Here is an 18,746-nt window from a genome sequence, read left to right on the forward strand (position 1 = left end):
TGGGGGCGGGCTCAGACGTGGAAGCTGCGGGGGAACGCCGGGTCGGTGAGCGCGGGGCGGCCGGCGGAGAACGCGTCGACGGCGTGGGCGGGCTCGCGGTCCAGGGCGAGGTCGGCGAGCAGCCCGCCGATCAGTGCGGCGAACTTGTAGGCGTGGCCGGCGCCGTTGGCGACGACGATCTGCGGGGATCCGGGCAGCCTGTCCAGGATGAAGTTCTGGTCCGGCGGCACGGTGTAGAGGCAGGTCCGGGAGTACAGCTCCGGCCCGCGGAAGCGCGGGAGGTGCCGGACGAGGAAGTCGTCGTAGCGGTCACGGCGGACCGGGTCCGGCTCGAAGGAGCGGTCCTCGGCGGTGGTCTCCTCGCCGCCCATGTGCTGGCCGAGTTTCGTGGCGACCTCGCCGTAGACGGGGAACCCGTAGAAGTTGTGCCGTCCGTGCCACATGAACACCGGGAACCGGGAGGTCGAGAACTCGGCGAGGTGCGGGGTGGAGTAGTAGGTGATCTGCTCGCGCAGGACGGTCAGCGGGAGCTGCACACCGGTCCCGGCGAGCACCTGGTTGGTCCAGGCGTCGGCGGCCACCACGACACGGTCGGCGCGCAGGGTCTCCCCGTCGGTGACGACGGTGACGCCGTCACCGTCGGCGCGGATCGCCCGGACCGGGGTGTGCGGGCGGACCTCGGCACCGTGTGCCCTGGCGAGCGCGATGTGCACCGCGTTGGCCCGTGCGGCGTCGACGATGCCCGAGTCCGCCTGGTAGAGGGCCTGCTCGCCACCCTCGACGCGGAACTGCGGCCAGCGGGCGGTGAGCTCGTCGGCGTCGAGCAGCTCGTACCCGACGCCGAAACGGTCGAACATCGCGGTGTAGCCCTCGATGTTGCGGGTGCCGGTCGCCGCGCCCCGGCGGGCGATCCGGTCCTCGATCACCAGCCCGCCGGTGCGGGTGAGGATCTGCTGCCCGGACTCGGCCTCGACCTCGGCCCACGCCTTGTAGGCCGGAGCGGCGAGTGCGGCGTAGTGCTCCTGGTGCTGGGCGAGCCGGATGATGCGGGAGTGGTCCTGCGAGGCCCCCCGGTGGTGCCCGAGCTCGAACTGCTCGAGGCCCAGCACACCCGGCCCCAGCTCGGCGGACAGGCGGTGCAGTGCCGCCGAGCCCAGTCCGCCGAGGCCGACGACGATCGCGCGGTAGGTCGTCATGTCGCTACTACTCCTGCCGTGCCGAGGACACCCTCGGATCGCTGGTGAGGGGGTGTGCATGTGGTGCCGGCCACAGGATGCGTGCGGACGTCGTTACACGTCCATCGAAGATTTGAACTCGCGATCATGTACGTTTTTCGAATGATCGATCGGAGGCTCCGGGTGCTCGCGGCGATCGCGCGGCACGGGACCGTCACCGCCGCGGCCGAGATCTGCCGGATGACCCCGTCCTCGGCGTCGCACCAGATGCAGGGCCTGGCGCGGGAGCTGGGGGTCACGCTGCTCGAGCCCGACGGGCGGGGCGTGCGGCTCACCGCGGCCGCCCGGACCCTCCTGGCGCACGGCGAGACGCTGGCCGCGCAGTGGGAGCGGGCCCGCGCCGAGCTGGCGGCGCACCGCGACGGGGACGTCGGAGGCGTCGTCCGGTTCTGCGGGTTCTCCACCGCGGCGGCGGCCGTCGTGCCCGAGGTCATGGGGCGGCTGCGTGAGAGCCACCCGGCCCTGCAGGTCGCGCTCCGCGAGTGCGAGCCGGCCCGGGCGTTCGACCTGCTCGCCGCGGGCGAGGCCGACATCGTCGTGGTCGTCGCGACGTCGGCCATCCCCCCGGCGTCGGACCCGTCGTTCGACCAGCGTGCGCTGTTCGACGAGCCCCTGGACCTGCTCGTGGGCCCCGACCACCCGTTGGTCGAGCGGCCGGACGTGGCGCTGCACGACCTGGCCGGTGACCGGTGGATCTGCAGCAGCCCCGGGCGCGCCTACCACCAGCTCGTGACGATGGCGTGCTCCAGCGCGGGCTTCGCCCCGGACATCGCCCACTACGCCGACGAGTGGGACACCGGTGCCGCCCTGGTCGCCCGCGGCTTCGGGGTGGCGCTCGTACCCCGGCTGGCCGACCTGCCGGCCCGGCACGACACGCGCCGGCTGCGCATCGGCACGCCACCGGTGCCGATCCGCCGGGTGATCGCCGCGGTCCGCGCGGGCGCGCAGGACCAGCCCGCCGTCGCCGCCGGTCTCGACAGCCTGCGTGCGGTGTGCCGGTCGCTGGCGGACCGGCTCGCCGCGGCATGACGGCCCGGGTCGCCCGGGGGAGACGTCAGAGTGGGACGTGCACGTCGAACGCCGTCGTCACCAGCTGGTCACCGACCTTGCGGAGGATCCGTGGCCGGGCCGTCTCCACCGTCGCGCAGCCGGCGAGAGCCGAGTTCCGGTCGAGCAGCACCTCGCCGGCGCGCCGCAGCACGTCGCCCGGAGCCCGGTGCGCGTGCTGCCCGTCAGGTCCTGTCACGTGCAGCCAAAGCCGTTGCCGCACGGTCCCCCGCGGGGTCGGTTCCGGTGCGGACCAGGACAGCAGCAGGGTGTCGGTGGTGTACCGGGGCTCGGCCGGTTCGTCCGGGACGAGCACCCGGACGGTGCCGTAGTGGTATCCGTGCCCGGCGAGCCCGTCGTCACCGGCCAGGGCGAGGAAGGCACGGTCGCGTGCCAGCTCGGCACGGTGCCGGTTCGGTACGACAGAACGCATCGGGCTGCTCCCTCGTCGCCGTGGTCTCACCGGCAACGGTAGGACGACGGGCACCAGCGCCGGCCCAGCGGCGGGTAAGCGGACGGTAAGAAGCGCTCTCCGTCAGTGGCCGTCGGTCGCCTGCTCGGCGACGGGGAGCAACAGCGTCACCACCGACGGTGACCGCCGGATCGTCAGGCGGCCGCCCTCGGACTCGGCGAGGCGACGGGCGAGTGCGACACCCATGCCGGACCCGTTGCCGGCGAGCGCGGACTCCGGGACACCACCGCCCTCGTCGGTGACGTCGAGCGCCACCGCGCTCGGCCCGGCCTCACGGGCGACGAGGGAGACGGCACCGGCGCCGTGCTGGGCGGCGTTGTCGAGCAGGACGCCGACGATCTGGCGGACGGCCGCCGCCCCCGCGGCCGGGTCGGGGAGGTCGTCGGGCCGGCGAGTCGTGAAGACGCGCCCCGCACGGGCGAGGCGGTCGCGCCACTCGGCCTCGGCCTCGGCCAGCAACCGCACCAGGTCGACCGGGGCGGACCGTCCCCGTCGCTCGCGGGCCAGCGTGAGCAGCTCGTCGATGGTGCGCTCCAACCGGTCGATGGACGCGAGGCCGTCCTCGACGGTCGCGCGGGTCAGCCGGTCCGGACGGTCGAGCGTCGACTCCAGCCGCAGCCGGAGACCCGCCAGCGGTGTCCGTAGCTGGTGCGAGGCCTCGGCCGAGAACGCGCGCTCACGGGCCAGCAGCTCGTCGAGACGGCGCCCGGTCCCCGCGAGGGCGGTGCCCACGAGATCGACCTCGGGGATGCCGGTGGGTTCGGGCCGCACCGCGAAGTCGCCGTCACCGAGCCGGGTCGCCTCGGCGGCGAGCGTCTCCATCGGACGGGAGAGCCGCCGGGCGAGACCGCGCGCGAACAGCCAGACCGCGGCGAGGATCAGCGCGGCCAGGCCGAGCATGCCGGACCAGATCGGGAGGAGCATGGCGGTGACGGTCCCGGCCGGGCTCGCGACGCGGACCACACCGACGACGTCGTGGGTGTCGGACACCGGTGCTGCCACCACGAGCTGGTCCGGGGGACCGGAGACCAGACCGCCACGCAGGACGCGGTCGACCGGTCCGTCCCCGACCGGCGGGCCCGCGCCGAGGACGAGGTCGCCGTCCTCGTCGTAGAGCGCGACCGAGGTGTCGTCGGGCCCGGCCGGCAGCTCCGTGGGATCGAGGTCGTGGCTCATGTCCTCCTGCACCGACAGGGCGCCGAACTCGGCGAGTCGCTGGAGCGAGGACCGTTCGTCCGCCGTGGCGTACTGCTGCAGGCCCAGGGCGAGCGGCACCCCGAACAGGACGAGTGCCGCCGCGGCGGCGGTGACGGCGAGCCGCACGATCCGGGAGCGCATCAGCCGTGGTCACCGGCGGGACCCGGTGGGTCGAGGCGGTAGCCGTGCCCGCGCAACGTCGTGATGGTCGGGACCTGCGCGCCCGGACGGCCTGCCAGCCGTCGCCGCACGGCGGCGACGTGGACGTCCAGCGTCTTCGTCGATCCGAACCAGTGCTCGTCCCACACGTCGGCCATGAGCCGGTCGCGGCTCACCGCGACGCCCGGCTCGCGGGCGAGCCGTTCGAGCAGGTCGAACTCGCGGGCGCGGAGGTCGATCTCGTGCCCCGCCACGCGGACGCGGCGGCTCCCGGTGTCGATGCGGAGGTCACCGATCTCGATCCGGCGGGTGACGCCGACGATGCCGCCGCGCCGCAGGTGGGCACGCACACGGGCCAGCAGCTCGGCCAGCCGTACCGGCTTGGTCAGGTAGTCGTCGGCCCCGGCCTCCAGACCGACGACGACGTCCATCTCCTCGGCCCGCGCGGTCAGGATGATCACGATCGCCTCCGGGCACCGGTCCCGCAGCCGTCGGCAGACCTCGTTGCCGTCGAGATCCGGCAGGCCCAGGTCGAGCAGCGCCAGGTCGACCGGCTGCCGGTCGGCGGCGGCCAGTGCCGTACCGCCGTCGGGGGCGGAGACCACGTCGTAACCCTGCTCGCTCAGGGCACCGACGAGGACGTCACCGATCGTGGGGTCGTCCTCGACCACGAGGACCCGCGGCTCGGACGTCATCGGCTGCTCGCACTCCTCCCGTGATCTGCCCTGTGTCGGCGGTCACCAGAGTTCCAGGCCGGGACGCTACCGGAGCGGAGGACGTCCGGCGCCCTCCTCAGATGTCAATGTTTCATTGACGCCAGCAGATCGTCAACGAAACGACGACCGACGACCCCGTCACGACGGCGGCAGCCGGAGCCGGGCCACGGTCCGCGACACGGCAGGAACGGCCCGGACGACGTCGATCCGGCAGGAGATCCGGGCGACGCGTACGGGTACCACGCACGGAGGCCGCCGCCCGCCGGCACATCGTCCTGTCTCGCCGGCTCTGTCGATCCTGGCGGTTCGCGGCGGAGGTGATGACCACGAGACGGCGGTGGTCGCACCGGGGTGCGACTCCATGATCGCTCGTCGTTCCTACCAGCCCCGATGCACGGATCCGGTGCGGCGATTGATCCGCATGATCGCGCACGTCGGATTCGCGAACGGAGGTGGCCTGCGCCGTGGGCGGCATCAGGATCGAGTCGTGATGCTCACTGTGCTCGGATGCCGTGCGGCGATGCCCGCCGACGGACAGGCCAGTTCGGCCTACCTCGTGTCCACCGACTCGACCCGTGTCCTGCTCGACTGCGGACCAGGGGCGGTGACCGCGCTCGGCGCGGTCTCCACGCCCGCAGCGCTCGACGGGATCGTCATCAGCCACCTGCACACCGACCACTGCTACGACGTGTTGCCGCTGGGCAAGGCGTTGCTGACGTCCCGGATGCTCGGGAACGACCGTTTCCCGACCCTGCCGACGGCCGGGCCAGCGCCCGGTGACCGTCCGATCCCGCTCCATGTCCCGAAGGGCGGCCGGGCGGCGCTGGAGCGCCTCGCCGCGGTGTTCCGGATCCCCAGCCGGCCCGAGCTCGACCGTGCGTTCGGGGCGGCGTTGGAGATCCGGGAGTACGAGCCGGGAGAGGAGCTGACCATCGGCGACTGCCGCGTCGTGCTGCGGCCGCTGCACCACACGATGTCCAACTGCGGTGTCCGCGTGACCGATCCCGCGGGGTCGAGCCTGGTCTACAGCGGCGACACCTCGGACGTCGCCGGGCTGAGCGAGCTCGCCCGCGGAGCGGACCTGCTGCTGTGCGAGTCCACCCTCGAGTTGCCCGACGACACCTCCGACGGGCACATGAGTGCGGCTCGTGCGGGGCGGGTGGCCGCCGCGGCCGAGGTGGGCCAGTTGGTGCTGACCCACTTCGTCACCGCGGATCCCACCTGGCTCGATGCGCGCCGTGCCGAGGCGTGCGAGTCGTTCGCCGGCCCGGTGCATCTCGCCGCGCCGGAGCGTGTGTTCCCGGTCTGCTGAGCACGCACTCCCGGAACCTGTGGGTGGGCCGGGGCGGGGCGAGTGATCGTCCCGGCCCACCCACAGGTCAGGCGCGGGACCCGATGCGCCGCCCGGTCCCGGGATCGAAGCGGTGCAGGTCGCGCGCTGCGATCGAGACCCGCACGTGGTCACCGACCGCGCGCCCGCTCGCGATCGGCTCGGTGAACGACCACCGGCCTTCGCGGCTGCGGCAGTGCACGAGCCTGTCGTGGCCGGCGAACTCGACGACGTCGACGGTGCCGTCGAGCACCATCGCGTCGACCTCGGGCGTGTCGCCGTCACCGAGGACGACTCCGTCCGCCGGGCGCCACCCCCACCGGGCGCGGTCGTGATCGAGCACGTTCATCGGCGGGCTGCCGACGAAGGTCGCGACGAACTCGTCGTGTGGGCGTCGGTAGACCTCGTCCGGTGCGGCGGCCTGCACGACTCGCCCGGCCCGCATGACGATCAGGTGCGTGGCGATCGACAGTGCCTCGGACTGGTCGTGGGTGACCATGACCAGGGTCGCGCCGAGCTCGCGGTGCAGCCGTGCCAGCTCGGTCCGGGCCTGGGCGCGGAGCTGGGCGTCGAGGCTCGACAGCGGTTCGTCGAGCAGCAGCACCGGGCGGCGGCGCACGATCGCTCTGGCGAGTGCGACCCGCTGCCGCTGGCCACCCGACAGCTGCGCCGGGCGCCGTTCGAGCAGACCTGCCAGACCGAGCTGGGCACTCACCTCGTCGACCCGCCGGTCGATCTCGGCGCGCCCGGGGCCCGCACCGCGCGAGTGGCGGGCTTCGAGCCGCATGCCGAACCCGATGTTCGCCGCGACCGACAGGTGCGGGTAGAGCGCGTAGTCCTGGAAGACCATCGCGAGTCCACGTCCACCGGGAGCGGTGTCGGTGACGTCGGTCCCGCCGATGCGCACGCGGCCCTCGCCGGGGGAGAGCAGTCCTGCGACGACCGAGAGCAGTGTCGACTTCCCGCAGCCCGAGGGGCCCACGATCACGGTCAGGGAACCGTGCGGGACAGCGAGGTCGTCGACGTCGAGGGCGAGTGTGGGGCCGTAGCGGTGGCGTACCCCGAGCAGCTCGATGCCCGCTGCGGTCGTGACGGCGGGCACGGTGGGCTGCCCCGGGTCCGCGGTCTCCTTCTGCAGGGTCACGTCAGCGCCTTCCGGCTCGGAGGAACGCGGCGGTGATCCGTCGCGAGAACACGGCGTAGACCGCGATGACGGGCGCGCACGCCAGCACCGAGGCCGCGAGCAGCGGGCCGGGGTTGCCGCCCTCCTGGTTGTCGAACAGGGCCAGGCCCTGCTGGATCGTGGTGTTCTCCGGGCTGGGGGCGACCAGAGCGGGCCACAGGTACTCGTTCCAGGTCGTGATGAACACGAGGATCCCGACCGCGCCGAGCGCGGGACGGAGCTGGGGGAGCACGACGTACCAGAGCGTCTCCGCCGGCCGCGCCCCGTCGATCGCCGCGGCGCCGAGCAGGTCGGCGGGCAGGGATCGCACGTGCTCCCACATCAGCAGCACGGCCAGACCGCAGGAGGCCAGCTGGGGCACGATCAGGCCCGGGTAGGTGTCGCGCCACCCCAGGCCCGTCGCGATCAGGAACTGGGGGATCACCATCGCCTGGAGCGGCACGATCAGCGACACGGTGACCGCGCCGAGGACCAGGCGCCGGCTGCGCACACCCAGGCTCAGCATGGCGTAGGCGGCGAGGACGGCGACCAGCAGCTGGGCCGCGGTCACCCCGAGTGCGGTCACCAGGGAGTTCAGCAGCAGCCGACCGATCGGGAACAGGGTGAGGGCGTCGAGGTAGTTGGCGGCCGACACCGGTGACGGGCCGATCTCGAAGATCGCGTTCGGTGCGCGGAAGGAGGTCAGCAGGGTCCAGATCAGGGGGAACGACACACCCAGCCCGGTGATCGCGAGCGGTGCGTGCCAGCGCAGCTCAGCGCGCATCGTGGCTCCTTCTCCGTGCCGACGCGATCGCGCCGAACGCCACGGCGAGGGTCGCCGTGATGGTGACCGCGAGTGCGGACGCGGCGCCGGCGTCGAAGAAGTCGAAGCCCTCGGCGTAGAGCCGGTAGTAGATGTTGTCCGTCGCCCCGTCGGGCCCGCCCCGGGTCAGGACGGCGACGTTGGTGAACACCCACTGCCCGGCCACGACCACGCACAGCGCGGTGAGCAGGACGACCGTGCGGGCGAGCTGGGGCAACACGACGTACCGCGTCGTCTCCCAGCCGGTGGCGCCGTCGATGCGGGCCGCCTCGATCGAGCGGCGGTCGATGCCGGCCAGTGCTGCCGAGAACAGCACCATGTTCAGTGCGACGATCTTGCCCGCGGTGATCACGACGATGACGGGTAGCGCCGTGCGCGGGTCACCCAGCCAGTTCGGGCTCGGCAGCCCCGACCCGGACAGCACGGTGTCGACCAGCCCCTGCTCCGGGCTCAGCAGGAACTTCCAGGAGATCGCGGTGGCCAGCGGAGCCAGCACCACCGGCGAGAACAGCAGGGCCCGGTAGGCCTCGGCCGCGCGTCCGGGGCGGCGCCACAGCATCAACGCCAAGGTCATCGGGAACACGGTGGCGAACGGCAGCATGCCCAGGACGTAGAACCCGGTGCGCACGATCGCGTTCGTGGTCTCCGGCCGGCCGAACAGCTCGACGTAGTTCTCCACGCCGACGAACTCGGGGTCCGGTGAGATCAGGTTCCAGTCCAGTACCGACAGCACGCCGGTCCACAGCAACGGGCCGTAGACCCAGATCACCAGGGCTGCGATCAGCGGTCCGAGGTAGAGCCAGGGGCGGGCCCGCCGGCCCGCACGCGGGGCAGGGGGCGGCGCCGCCGTGGCCTCCGCGTCGACTGTCGCGTTCACCGCGTCGACAGCCCGCGGATCTTCTCGGCCGCGGCCCGCAGGGTCGTGGCCGGGTCCGCGCCGCGCAGGACGATGGGTTCCACCGCCTCGTCCTGCAGTGTCACGACCGCGCGGTTGGCCTGTCCGCCGGGGAAGACCTGGTAGGGCTCCACGGTGTCGAGCTGCTTCACCGCGGGCAGCAGCCGGGGGTTCCGGGCGAAGTGGTCCCCGAGGTAGGCGGGGTCCTCGGCCAGTGCCGGGCGCAGTGGCAGGTAGCCGATCTTCTCCGCGTACACGGTGTAGGCCTCGGCGCTGGACATGAACCGCACGAACTTCCACGCCGCCTGCCGGCGGTCCTCGTCGTCGGTGAGCACGGCCAGACCGGCGCCGGAGTAGGTGGGCTTCGGCGCGCCCCGGCCGAACGTGGGGAATCCCGCGGTGCGGAGATCGAACGTGCCGGTCGAGGCCGTCTCCAGCGAGACGAGTGCGCCGGTGCTGGCCAGCAGCATCCCCAGCCGCCCGGAGCCGAACAGCGAGAGGGCGTCGGCGGTGGAGACGGCCGGCTGCGCTCCGGCGGTGGTGAGCTCCTGGACCTGGCTGAGCGCGTCGACGGCCCGCGGGCTGTCGACGGTGATCTCCCCACCGGGCCCGACCATCGATCCACCCGCGGTGTTGATGATCGACTGGGTCAGGTAGTCGGACTTGCCGACGTCGGCGACGGCGAGGTAGGCGCCCGCCCGACCGCTGCGGGCGATGGCCAGGGCGGCCTCGCGGACCTCGGCCATCGACGTCGGTGGGGTGTCGGGATCCAGGCCCGCGGCCCGGAACAGGTCGGCGTTGTAGTAGAGCGTGGGGATCGACATGGTGAACGGCATCGCCTTGACCACGCCGTCGTCGGCGACCGCTGCCATGAGGTTCGGTGCCATGCCCTCGGCGTGAGCGGCCCACTGGTCCCCGGCGATCTCCTGGACGGGGGCGACGGGGAGATCGGCGTAGGCCTCGGCCATCTTGCTCCACCCGATCTGGGCGACATCGGGTGGACTGCCGGCCGCGGTGTCGGCCTTGAGCTTGGTGAGCACGTCGGCGACCGCGACCGGCTGGGTGCGCACGGTGATCCCGGGGTTCTGCTCCTGGAAGCGGTCGATCAACCCCTGCATGGCCTGGCCGCCGAGGTCGGGGGTCCCGATGCTGTAGCCGAGGAAGGTCAGCTCGATCGGCTCGGTGCCCTCCGGGGCCGTTCCGTTGCTCGCACCGCAGGCGGCGGTGGCTGCCAGTCCCACTGCGGCGAGCAGCGCTGCCGCGCTCCGCGCTATCCGGTTCATCGTCCATCCTCTGTTCGGCTGCGGCGGGGCGCCCGCCCAGCGTGATCGTCGCGGTGCCGGGTGCGGCGGTCGGCCACGATCAGGACGTTCCGATCGGTCCATCGGTGGTGCCTCTCGACCGGGGCGGCGGTGCCTCCCGATGAGGTCCGATTGCCGGGCGCTGCCCGGCCGCCGGGACGACCGGCGCCGTCGAGGTCCGGGATGTGCGGGAGCGGGTCGGGCCCTGGCCCGGCCGTGCGGCGGGACGCGCCGAGGCCACCAGGGTCAGGCGCCGACCGCACTGCGCGCCGGAGCCGATCGGCGTGCCGCGCGTGTCGTGCGTGTCGGACCGGACGGAGCGTCGGCCCTGAGACACCGGACGAACTCCTCGACCAGCGGGTTGTCCACGTCGGATCGCCACACGGCGTACAGGTCGAGAGTGGGCACCGGGTCGACCAGGGACACGGTGACCGGTCTGATGCCCACCGCGGAGGCGCAGACCGCGGCCGCCCGTGCCGCCGAGCAGAACCCGATCACGTTGCGGGCGGCGACGACGATGGAGGTGGCGACGGGATCCTCGACGTGGTCGACCACGTCGAGGGTGAATCCCGCGGCGCCGGCGGTGTGGGTGAGCACGTCGTACATCGCGGGGCTCTGCTCACGGTGGAACAGCAGGCACGGCTGCCCCCGGAGATCGTTGAACGACACCTGCCGCAGCGTGGCCCACGGATGGCGATCCCCGACGAGTGCGACCAGCGGGACGCGCAACAACCGCTGGTGCCCGAGGCCGGCGTCGGCCGGCGGGCCGTAGATCATCGCGACGTCGAGGTCCCCGGAGTGCAGGGCCCGCAGCTGCAGCCCGGTCCACATCTCGCGCGGGGCGACCACGACGTCGGGGAGCTCGGCGCGCAACCTGGCGATCACGCGGGGGAGGACGCCCTGTGCCGCCGGGAGGTTGCAGCCGACCCGCACCGTCCCGGCCCGGCCCGCGGCGGCGTGGTGGGCGGCATCGCGCGCCCGCTCGACCCGGTCCAGTACCCCGCGGGCCTCGGTGACGAATGCCCGGCCCGCGGCGGTCAGGGCCACCTCGTGCGAGGAGCGGCTGACCAGCCGGGTGCCGACACTCTGTTCGAGACGCTGGATCTGCTGGCTCAGCGAGGGTTGGGCGAGATGCAGGCGTCGTGCTGCCCGGCCGAAGTGCAGTTCCTCGGACAACGTGAGGAAGGAGTGCAGATGCCGCAGTTCCATGTGGTCTCCTCGGCCGTGGTCAGCCGACCGTAGGTGAGCCGGCGCAACGCGGCGTGAACGACGACCGAACACGGCCGGGGCAGGTCTGTGACGAGGCTTGACCGTGCCGCGACGGCACGGACTGTGATGGTCGGGACGAACCACCCCACAGCTGGAGGAGCCCCGGATGACCCGCGCCGACGTCGACCACGACACCCCCGCAGCAGCAACGACGACGGGGACGACGCACGAGCCGCCCGCGGGTGCGTCGAGCACCGGCACGTGGAACGGGATGGAGTACCGGGCGACGGCGCAGTGGCTGGTGCTGCGCAAGGACGACAAGCCCACCGCGGAGATGTTCTCCGTCGCCTACCTCGCCGGCTCCGGCGAGCCCCGGCCCGTCACCTTCGTCTTCAACGGCGGCCCCGGTGCCTCGTCGGCATATCTGCACCTCGGCGCGGTCGGCCCGCGGCGGGTCGACTTCCCCGGTGACGGTTCGATGCCGCCCTCACCGCCGCGGCTGGTGGACAACGACGAGTCGTGGCTCGCGTTCACCGACCTGGTGTTCATCGACCCGGTCGGCACCGGGTTCAGCCGGATGATCGAGAAGAACGGTACGGAGAAGCAGGAGCAGGACGCGGACGCCTACTTCGGCACCGAACGTGACCTGCAGTCGTTGTGCGAGTTCATCAGGCGCTGGCTCAGCGAGCACCGGCGATGGAGCTCGCCGGTGTTCGTCGCGGGGGAGAGCTACGGCGGTTACCGCGCCGGGCGATTGACCCGCATGCTCGGCGAGAGCGCCGGGATCGGCCTCGCCGGCGCCGTGCTCATCTCCCCGGCGCTGGAGTTCGCGGGCATCGGCGCCGGGGTCTTCGGTGGCGACTACGAGGTGCTGCCGTGGGTGGACGTGCTGCCCACCATGGCCCTGGCCGCCCACCACCACGGGCGCTCCCGGGCGTTCGGTCCCGATGTCTCGGTCGACGAGGTGCGTCGTGCGGCGGAGCAGTTCGCGACCGGCGACTACGCCGTGTTCCTCACCCGTGGTGCCTCCGGCGAGGCGGGGGAGCGCGAACGCGTCATCGGGCGCCTGGCGGACCTGCTCGGGCTGCCGCCGGAGTTCGTGGCCCGCGCGGAGGGCCGGGTCCGGGTGCACCAGTTCGCGCGCGAACTGCTGCGCGAGCAGGGACGTGTGGTGGGGCGGTTCGACGCGACCGTCACCACGTCGGACCCGTTCCCGGACCGGGACGTGTTCACCGGCGGCGACCCCACCCTGACCGGGGCGGCACCGGTCTACACCACCGCGGTGAACCACCTGCTGCGCTCGGAGATCGGGTTGGCGACCGATCGTGAGTACCTGCTGCTCAACACCGACGTGGTGCAGAAGTGGAAGGACGACGGCGCGAGCCTGTACCTGCAGCCCCTGCAGGGCGCGACCGACGACTTCCGCTACGGGATGGCGTTGAACCCCCGGCTGCGTGCGTTCATCACGCACGGAGTCCACGACCTGCAGACGCCCTACTACGCGGCCGACCGGCTGCACAACCTGATGCGCCTGGACCCGGCGACGGCCGAGCGTCTCACGGTGCGCCACTTCGACGGTGGCCACATGTTCTACGCCTGGACCCGCAGCCGGCAGGACTTCACCTCGGCGATCGCGGACTTCGTCGCGGAGTCGACGGCGTCGCACCGGCCCGCCGCGTCCTGAGGTCCGCCCTCGCCGGATCCGCTCGATGGGGGCCGGCGACGGCTCCCGGCAACATCATCTTAATGTCGACATACGTTGACATGTTGTCGGAGCGTTCCTAGTGTCATGAGTCGCGAGTTCGCGACATATTTGTAAGGTGGTCTGGTGGCGCGGACCGGACGACCCAAGGCCGAGCTGATCCTGTCCGACGATGAGCGGTCAGCGTTGGAGGAATGGATTCGCCGCGGGTCGACTCCGCAGGCGTGGGCGCTGCGGTGTGTCGGATCATCCTGGCGTGCGCTTCGGGCGCGACGAACAAGGAAGTCGCGGCGCAGACGGGGTCGGCTGCGCACACGGTGGGCCGGTGGCGTGCCCGGTTCGTTGCTCACCGGATCGCCGGGCTGGGGGACCTGCCCCGTCCGGGCGGTCCGCGCACGGTCACCGACGCTCAGGTCGCCGAGGTGATCACCACGACGTTGGAGTCCAAACCGGCTGATGCGACGCACTGGTCGACCCGCGGGATGGCCGAGCATTCGGGGTTGTCCCAATCGACGATCTCGCGGATCTGGCGCACCTTCGGGTTGGCCCCGCACCGAGCCGAGACGTTCAAGCTGTCCACCGATCCGTACTTCATCGAGAAACTCCACGACGTCGTCGGTCTCTACCTTGACCCGCCCGAGCGGGCGCTGGTGTTCTGCGTGGACGAGAAATCCCAGATCCAGGCCTTGAACCGGTCCCAACCAGTGCTGCCGATGATGCCCGGCATCCCGCAGCGACTGACCCACGACTACGTGCGGGCAGGAACCACGACGTTGTTCGCCGCGCTCGAGGTCACGACCGGGAAGGTGATCGGGTCGCTGCATCGCCGCCATCGCGCGAGCGAGTTCCGCACGTTCTTGACCAGGCTCGACCGCGAGGTCCCCGCCGAGCTGGACGTGCACCTGGTGCTGGACAACTACGCCACCCACAAGACCCCGGCTATCAAGACCTGGCTGGTGGCTCACCCGAGGTTCCACCTGCATTTCACCCCGACCGGATCGTCGTGGCTCAACCTGGTCGAGCGTTGGTTCGCCGAGCTGACCACCAAGAAGATCCGCCGCGGCGTGCACACCTCGGTCCCCGCCCTCGAAGCCGACATCCGCGACTGGATCGCCGGCTGGAACAACAACCCCAAGCCCTTCGCGTGGACCAAGACCGCGGACGAGATTCTCGAACGACTCACCCGATATCTGAAGCGAATCCCTGACTCAGGACACTAGGTTCGTCGCACCAGCCGTCCCGGAGGAGTGCTCGTGACCATCCCCGTGCCTGATCATGCCCGCCTCGCCGCGTTGGCCGAGCACTTCCGGTTCGGCCTGGACGAGTCCGGGGTGGCCGAGTTCCATCCGGCGGTCGGCGCCACGCTGGCGGCGTCGGAGCGCGTGGAGGAGCTGTATGCGCGCACCGCGCCGACGCCTCCGCAGCGTGAGACCTGGGCCCCGCCGGAGAACCCGCTCAACGCGTGGGCGGTACGTACGGCGATCACCGGGTCCGAGAGCGGACCGTTGGCCGGGCGCACGGTCGCGGTCAAGGACAACGTCGCGGTCGCGGGCGTGCCCATGCTCAACGGCTCCTCCTCGCTGGAGGGGTTCGTGCCGGCCCGCGATGCCACCGTCGTGACGCGGCTGCTCGACGCCGGAGCCACCGTGTCGGGCAAGTCGGTCTGCGAGAACCTCTGCTTCTCGGGTGGGAGCTTCACCTCGTGGCCCGAGCCGGTGCGCAACCCGTGGGATCCGGCGCGCAATGCCGGGGGGTCGTCGAGTGGCAGCGCGGCGCTGGTCGCGACGGGCGAGGTCGACCTCGCCGTCGGTGGGGACCAGGGCGGGTCGGTGCGGATCCCGGCGTCGTTCACGGGGATCGTCGGGCACAAACCGACCTTCGGGCTGGTGCCCTACACCGGCGCCTTCCCGATCGAGCAGACCATCGACCACCTCGGTCCGATGACCCGCACGGTGGCCGACGCGGCCCGCATGCTGGACGTCATGGCGGGCGTCGACGGCTACGACTCGCGTCAGCCGACGGTTCTCGCCCCGGCCGGCCACCTCGCGGCGCTCGAGCAGGGTGGGGCGGGTCTGCGGATCGGAGTGGTGGCCGAGGGCTTCGGCACCCCGGTCTCGGTGCCCGGTGTCGATGGCGCCGTCCGCGCTGCGGTCGACGCCCTGTCCGCGGCCGGGCTGTCCGCCGAGGAGGTCTCGATCCCGTGGCACCGCGACGCCATGGCGGTGTGGAACGTGATCGCCACCGAGGGTGCGGCCTATCAGATGATCGACGGCAACGGTTACGGGATGGGGGCCTTCGGCCTCTACGATCCCGAGCTGATCGCCCACTACGCACGCGGTCGCCTCGAGCGCGGTTCCGAGCTGTCGAAGACGGTCAAGCTGGTCGGGCTCTCGGGGCGCTACACCTACGAGCTCGGCGGCGGTCGCTACTACGCGATGGCCCGCAACCTGTCGTACGAGCTCCGGGCGGCCTACGACGACGCGCTGTCGACCTACGACGTGCTCGTGATGCCGACCCTGCCGTACGTGGCGCGCGAGCTCCCGCCCTCCGACGTCCCGCTCGCGGGTTATCTCGACACCGCGTTGTCCATGATCGGCAACACCGCGCCCTTCGACGTGACCGGGCATCCGGCGTGCAGCGTGCCGGCGGGCCTGGTCGAGGGGCTGCCGGTCGGGATGATGGTGGTCGGCAAGCGGTTCGACGACGCGACCGTGCTGCGGGTGGCGAACGCCCACGAGCAGCTGGTCGGCGGGTTCCCGGCGCCGAGGAGCGAGGCCTCGGCGACCCGGTGACCCTCGGGAAGGGTGGACGCCCGGGTCGAAATCGGAACATGTCGACAGCTGTCGACTGATGTAGGGTCTCCGCGTGAGCGCCAACGAGAATGTCGCCTTCGACGCCCTCTCGGACCGGGTGCGCCGGCAGATCCTCTCGGTGCTCGGCGAGCGGGGTGAGCTCACGGTGTCCGACATCGCCGACGCCGTCGACGGCGTCGGGCGTACGACGGTGTCGAGCCACCTGCGGATCCTGCGTACCTCGGGGATCCTGTCCGAACGTCGCGACGGCCGGCGTCGCTACTACATGCTCAATCCCGACGGTGCGGTGCGTGACGCGTTCCTGTACCTGCAGTCGTTGATGCAGGCCGGGGTCGCACTCGACAAGGCGGACGAGCAGGTCGCAGACTTCGGGTCCCGTCCCGCGTCCGACGTTCGCCGCGACGTGTCCTAGATGGCAGGTGCCTCGTGTGAGTACTGCGACGCTCACCGCGGAGTCGGTCGTCGATCTGCCGCCACACGAGGCCTTCTCCCTGTTCGGTAGTGCCGAGGGCTCGAACTGGTTGTTCGACGCCCGTTGTGACTCGGTGGCCGTGGGTGCGCCGGTCCGGATGACCCTGCCGATCGACGCCGACCCGGACCGGCGCCGGGTGGAGCTGCTGGGCACGATGTCCGCGGTGCGTCCCGGCCGGGCGATCGTGATCGACCACGTCCAGCCGTGGCCGGGACGGATCCGGCTGAGTTTCGTGCCGCAGGCGCCGGGCGTGACCAGGGTCCGGGTCCGGGCCGAGGTGTCCGAGTCCGGCGTGGGATGGCTGGTGCGGCACCGCGGGATCATCCTGCCCTTTCCCGATGCGGGCGAGCAGACGCTCCGGGTGGGTCTCGTCACGAGCAAGTCGGGGCCGGCGGCGGTCTACTCGATGGCGACCGAGTACCTGGCCCGGCTGGCGGTCGAGGAGGTCAACGAGGGCGGGGGAGTACGCGGGCGGATGCTCGATCTCGTCGTCGCCGACGACGAGACCGACCCCGAGATCGCGGCGATCGAGGCGGGCAGGCTCCGCCGCGCGGGGTGTCATGCCGTCTTCGCGAGCACGACGAGCCAGAGTTTCGCGGCGATCGACGCCGCGGTCGGCCGCGACGTCCTGGTCGTCCACTCGGTCATGAACGAGCGGGGCAACAGCCGGCGCGGAGCGGCGGTGCAGCTGGGGGAGCGCCCTGACGCCCAGATCGCGGTGATCGCGGACCGGCTGATGACCACGACCGGGGCTCGCGACTGGTTTCTGGTCGGAGAGCGCTACAGCTGGTCCTACGGTGCGCACCGGGCGGCCCGCATCGCGGTGCCGCGGGTGAACGGCCGCCTCGTCGGCCAGTCCTACACCTCGGTGGGGACCACCGACTTCTCGCCGGTGATCGAGCAGATCCAGCGCTCGGGCGCCGACGTCGTGATGTCGTCACTGATCGGCGCCGACGAGGTCGAGTTCGAACGCCAGTGCGCCCGGGCGGGCCTGCGCGACACCACGCGCACGCTGTCGCTGGTGATGGACGAGCCGACCCGTGAGCACATCGGCGCCTCGGCGGCCGAGGGCATCTGGACGGCGATGGCCTACTTCCAGGACGTCGCGGCCGAGGGCAACGACCGGCTCCTCGCGCGGTACCGGGAGCGGTTCGGGCAGTGGGCCCCGCCGGTCTCGACGATCTCGGAGACGGCCTACGAGGCGATCGTGCAGTACGCCGAGGCGGCCCGGCGCCGTGGGAACGACGGCGATCCGCTGTCCGCCCGGGCGCTGGTGGAACACCTCGAAGGCGTCGACGGCGGGGCGATCGGTACCCGCAACCTGCTCGCGCCCGCGCTCCATCTCGCGCGGGTCGGCGCGGACGGGGTGAGTGTCTTCGAGGAGGCCGGGTCGGGGACATCCACTCGTAACACCTCTATGTGTCGATAGATATCGACATTATGTCTGCCCGTGGTTAGTGTCGGCGACCACACCGGGCGACGGAAGGTGCTTGCGACATGGACGGCGTGCACGATCTGGGTGGCCGGCAGGGTTTCGGGCCGATCGATCCGGAGGCCGACGAGCCGGTGTTCCACTCCGACTGGGAGCGCCGGGTGCTGGTGATGTTCCCGGCGATGGCCGGAGCGGGCGCGTTCAATCTCGACCAGTTCCGGTACGGGATGGAGCAGATCCCGCCGGCGGAGTATCTCGCCTCGACCTACTACGAGCACTGGATGCACTCGATGATCCACTGGGGCATCGAGGCGGGGATCTTCGATCCCGAGGATCTCGAACGTCGCACCCGCCACTACCTGGAACACCCCGAGGAGGCCGCGCCGAAGGCGGCGAAGGCCGACCTGACCGAGGCGCTGCGGCAGCTGATCCCCACCGGCGCCGACTACCGTCGCGAGACCGATTCCGGGCCCGCGTTCGGCGTGGGCGACCGGGTCCGCGTGCTGGACCACGTCTCGACCATGCACACCCGCCGTGCCGGCTACGTGCGTGGACGGACCGGAGAGATCGTCGCTACCCACGGCGCCTACGTCTATCCCGACAGCAACGCCGCGGGACTGGGCGAGGACCCCCACCACCTCTACACGGTGCGATTCCGCTCCGAGGAGCTGTGGGGCGCGGGCGAACCGGGCGCGGCGAACGCGGTCAACCACATCGATCTGTGGGAGCCCTACCTCACCGCGGTCTGAACCGCTCGCTCCCTTCCTCCCCCTGACACCGA

Annotated in this window: 16 protein-coding genes and 1 pseudogene; 8 read left to right on the forward strand and 9 right to left on the reverse strand. The window is 71.8% G+C overall.

Annotated features, from left to right (window positions below; all coding sequences use genetic code 11):
- Positions 1 to 11: 11 nt before the first annotated feature.
- The gene (solA, locus tag AD017_RS26850) at positions 12 to 1,196 is read right to left on the reverse strand and encodes an N-methyl-L-tryptophan oxidase (protein ID WP_060575961.1); all 1,185 of its coding nucleotides are present in this window, start codon (positions 1,194 to 1,196) and stop codon (positions 12 to 14) included.
- A 141-nt stretch (positions 1,197 to 1,337) separates the two neighbouring features.
- On the opposite strand from solA, the gene AD017_RS26855 reads away from it, so the two are divergent.
- Entirely contained in the window at positions 1,338 to 2,264 is a 927-nt protein-coding gene (locus AD017_RS26855) for a LysR substrate-binding domain-containing protein (RefSeq protein ID WP_060575962.1), read from the forward strand.
- Positions 2,265 to 2,289: 25 nt separating this feature from the next.
- Here AD017_RS26855 and AD017_RS26860 read toward each other — a convergent pair whose 3' ends face one another.
- The 3 genes from AD017_RS26860 to AD017_RS26870 all read right to left on the reverse strand — a co-directional run bounded on the left by AD017_RS26860 (position 2,290) and on the right by AD017_RS26870 (position 4,805).
- Positions 2,290 to 2,715 carry a hypothetical protein gene (locus AD017_RS26860; RefSeq protein ID WP_060575963.1) on the reverse strand — a complete coding sequence of 142 codons (426 nt, stop codon included), beginning with the start codon at positions 2,713 to 2,715 and terminating at the stop codon, positions 2,290 to 2,292.
- A 102-nt stretch (positions 2,716 to 2,817) separates the two neighbouring features.
- Positions 2,818 to 4,092 carry a HAMP domain-containing sensor histidine kinase gene (locus tag AD017_RS26865; protein ID WP_060575964.1) on the reverse strand — a complete coding sequence of 425 codons (1,275 nt, stop codon included), beginning with the start codon at positions 4,090 to 4,092 and terminating at the stop codon, positions 2,818 to 2,820.
- The gene (locus AD017_RS26870) at positions 4,092 to 4,805 is read right to left on the reverse strand and encodes a response regulator transcription factor (protein WP_060575965.1); all 714 of its coding nucleotides are present in this window, start codon (positions 4,803 to 4,805) and stop codon (positions 4,092 to 4,094) included. Before AD017_RS26870 ends, AD017_RS26865 begins: the two co-directional genes overlap by 1 nt.
- Before the next feature lie 541 nt (positions 4,806 to 5,346).
- Between AD017_RS26870 and AD017_RS26875 the strand changes: the two genes are divergently transcribed.
- Positions 5,347 to 6,138: an MBL fold metallo-hydrolase gene (locus tag AD017_RS26875; protein WP_227012601.1), complete on the forward strand. Its 792-nt coding sequence runs from the start codon at positions 5,347 to 5,349 to the stop codon at positions 6,136 to 6,138.
- Between the two features lie 67 nt (positions 6,139 to 6,205).
- On the opposite strand, the gene AD017_RS26880 is transcribed toward AD017_RS26875, so the two are convergent.
- The 5 genes from AD017_RS26880 to AD017_RS26900 all read right to left on the reverse strand — a co-directional run bounded on the left by AD017_RS26880 (position 6,206) and on the right by AD017_RS26900 (position 11,546).
- On the reverse strand, positions 6,206 to 7,300 hold the full coding sequence (locus AD017_RS26880; protein WP_060575967.1) for an ABC transporter ATP-binding protein: 1,095 nt from the start codon (positions 7,298 to 7,300) through the stop codon (positions 6,206 to 6,208).
- 1 nt (position 7,301) lies between these two features.
- Complete coding sequence (locus AD017_RS26885; protein ID WP_060575968.1) at positions 7,302 to 8,102, reverse strand: carbohydrate ABC transporter permease; 801 nt, start codon at positions 8,100 to 8,102, stop codon at positions 7,302 to 7,304.
- Positions 8,092 to 9,018 carry a carbohydrate ABC transporter permease gene (locus tag AD017_RS26890; RefSeq protein ID WP_060575969.1) on the reverse strand — a complete coding sequence of 309 codons (927 nt, stop codon included), beginning with the start codon at positions 9,016 to 9,018 and terminating at the stop codon, positions 8,092 to 8,094. The genes AD017_RS26885 and AD017_RS26890 overlap by 11 nt, the downstream gene beginning before the upstream one ends.
- Entirely contained in the window at positions 9,015 to 10,319 is a 1,305-nt protein-coding gene (locus AD017_RS26895) for an ABC transporter substrate-binding protein (protein ID WP_060575970.1), read from the reverse strand. Before AD017_RS26895 ends, AD017_RS26890 begins: the two co-directional genes overlap by 4 nt.
- A 264-nt stretch (positions 10,320 to 10,583) precedes the next feature.
- The gene (locus AD017_RS26900) at positions 10,584 to 11,546 is read right to left on the reverse strand and encodes a LysR family transcriptional regulator (RefSeq protein ID WP_060575971.1); all 963 of its coding nucleotides are present in this window, start codon (positions 11,544 to 11,546) and stop codon (positions 10,584 to 10,586) included.
- 166 nt (positions 11,547 to 11,712) lie between these two features.
- Here AD017_RS26900 and AD017_RS26905 point away from each other — a divergent pair, with 166 nt between their 5' ends.
- The 6 genes and pseudogenes from AD017_RS26905 (at position 11,713) to nthB (ending at position 18,714) form a co-directional block, all read left to right on the forward strand.
- A complete protein-coding gene (locus AD017_RS26905) occupies positions 11,713 to 13,230 on the forward strand; it encodes a S10 family peptidase (RefSeq protein ID WP_060575972.1) in 1,518 nt (505 codons plus the stop codon).
- 144 nt (positions 13,231 to 13,374) lie between these two features.
- Positions 13,375 to 14,468, forward strand: a pseudogene (locus AD017_RS26910) (IS630 family transposase).
- Positions 14,469 to 14,501: 33 nt separating this feature from the next.
- Positions 14,502 to 16,040 (forward strand): amidase, encoded by a 1,539-nt coding sequence (locus tag AD017_RS26915; protein WP_060576638.1) that lies wholly within the window; start codon positions 14,502 to 14,504, stop codon positions 16,038 to 16,040.
- Between the two features lie 73 nt (positions 16,041 to 16,113).
- Entirely contained in the window at positions 16,114 to 16,473 is a 360-nt protein-coding gene (locus tag AD017_RS26920; protein WP_010244089.1) for a helix-turn-helix transcriptional regulator, read from the forward strand.
- 16 nt (positions 16,474 to 16,489) lie between these two features.
- The gene (locus AD017_RS26925; RefSeq protein ID WP_010244087.1) at positions 16,490 to 17,962 is read left to right on the forward strand and encodes an ABC transporter substrate-binding protein; all 1,473 of its coding nucleotides are present in this window, start codon (positions 16,490 to 16,492) and stop codon (positions 17,960 to 17,962) included.
- Between the two features lie 68 nt (positions 17,963 to 18,030).
- Positions 18,031 to 18,714, forward strand: a complete 684-nt coding sequence (gene nthB / locus AD017_RS26930) for a nitrile hydratase subunit beta (RefSeq protein WP_060575973.1) — start codon at positions 18,031 to 18,033, stop codon at positions 18,712 to 18,714.
- Positions 18,715 to 18,746: the final 32 nt, after the last annotated feature.

Origin of the sequence: Pseudonocardia sp. EC080619-01, assembly GCF_001420995.1 — a bacterium.
Classification (GTDB): Bacteria; Actinomycetota; Actinomycetes; order Mycobacteriales; family Pseudonocardiaceae; genus Pseudonocardia.

What these genes read in the sequence shown, in the direction of transcription:
- AD017_RS26860 (WP_060575963.1), bottom strand. Translation starts at nt 2,715, where the DNA reads ATGCGTTCTGTCGTACCGAACCGGCACCGTGCCGAGCTGGCACGCGAC.
- AD017_RS26855 (WP_060575962.1), top strand. Translation starts at nt 1,338, where the DNA reads ATGATCGATCGGAGGCTCCGGGTGCTCGCGGCGATCGCGCGGCACGGG.
- solA (WP_060575961.1), bottom strand. Translation starts at nt 1,196, where the DNA reads ATGACGACCTACCGCGCGATCGTCGTCGGCCTCGGCGGACTGGGCTCG.
- AD017_RS26905 (WP_060575972.1), top strand. Translation starts at nt 11,713, where the DNA reads ATGACCCGCGCCGACGTCGACCACGACACCCCCGCAGCAGCAACGACG.
- AD017_RS26870 (WP_060575965.1), bottom strand. Translation starts at nt 4,805, where the DNA reads ATGACGTCCGAGCCGCGGGTCCTCGTGGTCGAGGACGACCCCACGATC.
- AD017_RS26895 (WP_060575970.1), bottom strand. Translation starts at nt 10,319, where the DNA reads ATGAACCGGATAGCGCGGAGCGCGGCAGCGCTGCTCGCCGCAGTGGGA.
- AD017_RS26875 (WP_227012601.1), top strand. Translation starts at nt 5,347, where the DNA reads ATGCCCGCCGACGGACAGGCCAGTTCGGCCTACCTCGTGTCCACCGAC.
- AD017_RS26900 (WP_060575971.1), bottom strand. Translation starts at nt 11,546, where the DNA reads ATGGAACTGCGGCATCTGCACTCCTTCCTCACGTTGTCCGAGGAACTG.
- AD017_RS26885 (WP_060575968.1), bottom strand. Translation starts at nt 8,102, where the DNA reads ATGCGCGCTGAGCTGCGCTGGCACGCACCGCTCGCGATCACCGGGCTG.
- AD017_RS26865 (WP_060575964.1), bottom strand. Translation starts at nt 4,092, where the DNA reads ATGCGCTCCCGGATCGTGCGGCTCGCCGTCACCGCCGCCGCGGCGGCA.
- nthB (WP_060575973.1), top strand. Translation starts at nt 18,031, where the DNA reads ATGGACGGCGTGCACGATCTGGGTGGCCGGCAGGGTTTCGGGCCGATC.